This window comes from Oleiphilus sp. HI0067 (assembly GCF_001635735.1).
The window spans coordinates 1-827 of sequence record NZ_LWFI01001448.1; the positions used below are offsets into that span (position 1 = coordinate 1).

1 protein-coding gene and 1 pseudogene are annotated in these 827 nt (G+C 43.4%); both read left to right on the forward strand.

Translation table 11 applies throughout. The annotated features are described in order from the left end of the window. Positions 1-146, forward strand: a pseudogene (locus A3739_RS23600) (oligoribonuclease); the annotation flags it as partial. Positions 147-210: 64 nt separating this feature from the next. Continuing rightward, a partial coding sequence (locus A3739_RS23605; RefSeq protein ID WP_068503051.1) for a crotonase/enoyl-CoA hydratase family protein occupies positions 211-827 on the forward strand: 617 nt, incomplete at its 3' end.

The window sequence follows — 827 nt, forward strand, 5'->3', positions numbered from 1 at the left end:
TGAGTACTTTGAAGGAGCTGACTCGCCGTTGGAAGCCTGAAATTTTAGATGGCTTTAAAAAACAGGGGACACATTTAGCATTAGATGATATTCGTGAATCGATCGCTGAGCTGCAATATTATCGTGAGCACGTGTTAAAGATATAAATTTAAGCGTCTTACATCGCTGAGATTGCCTTGTGAGATAAGAAAACACTATAAGGTTTTTAAAATGAGTGAATTAGTCAAAGTAGAAATTAATGAAGGCGTTGCCATGTTAACGCTTAACAACGGCAAAGTGAATGCGTTTTCACATGAGATGATTGCTGACTTCAACGCAGCCTTAGACCAAGCAGAAGAAGCGAAAGCGCCTGTTGTGATCGCTGGACACCCTGGAATGTTCTCTGCGGGTTTTGATCTCAAAGTTATGCAGAAAAGTATGGATGCTGCGATGGCTTTGGTTAAAGAAGGCTCTACATTGACGCGCCGATTATTGTCTTTCCCGACGCCTGTGATTGCGGCATGTACTGGGCACGCTGTAGCGCAAGGTGCATTTACTCTTTTATGTAGCGATTATCGAATTGGTGCAGCTGGCGAGTTCAAGCTTGGCCTGAATGAAGTGGCGATCGGTATGACGATGCACCATGCGGGTATTACGATGGCAAAACATGGTGTGACGGATCGTTATTTGAATCGTTCACTTTATTTGGCGGAAATGTTTGATCCTGAAACAGCTGTTGAAGCGGGTTTTCTAGACGAAATCGTTGAATTTGAAAAAGTTGTCGAGACGGCGATTGAATACGCTAAAGCAACGAAGAAGCTTAATCGTCATGCGCACAAAGGCACTAA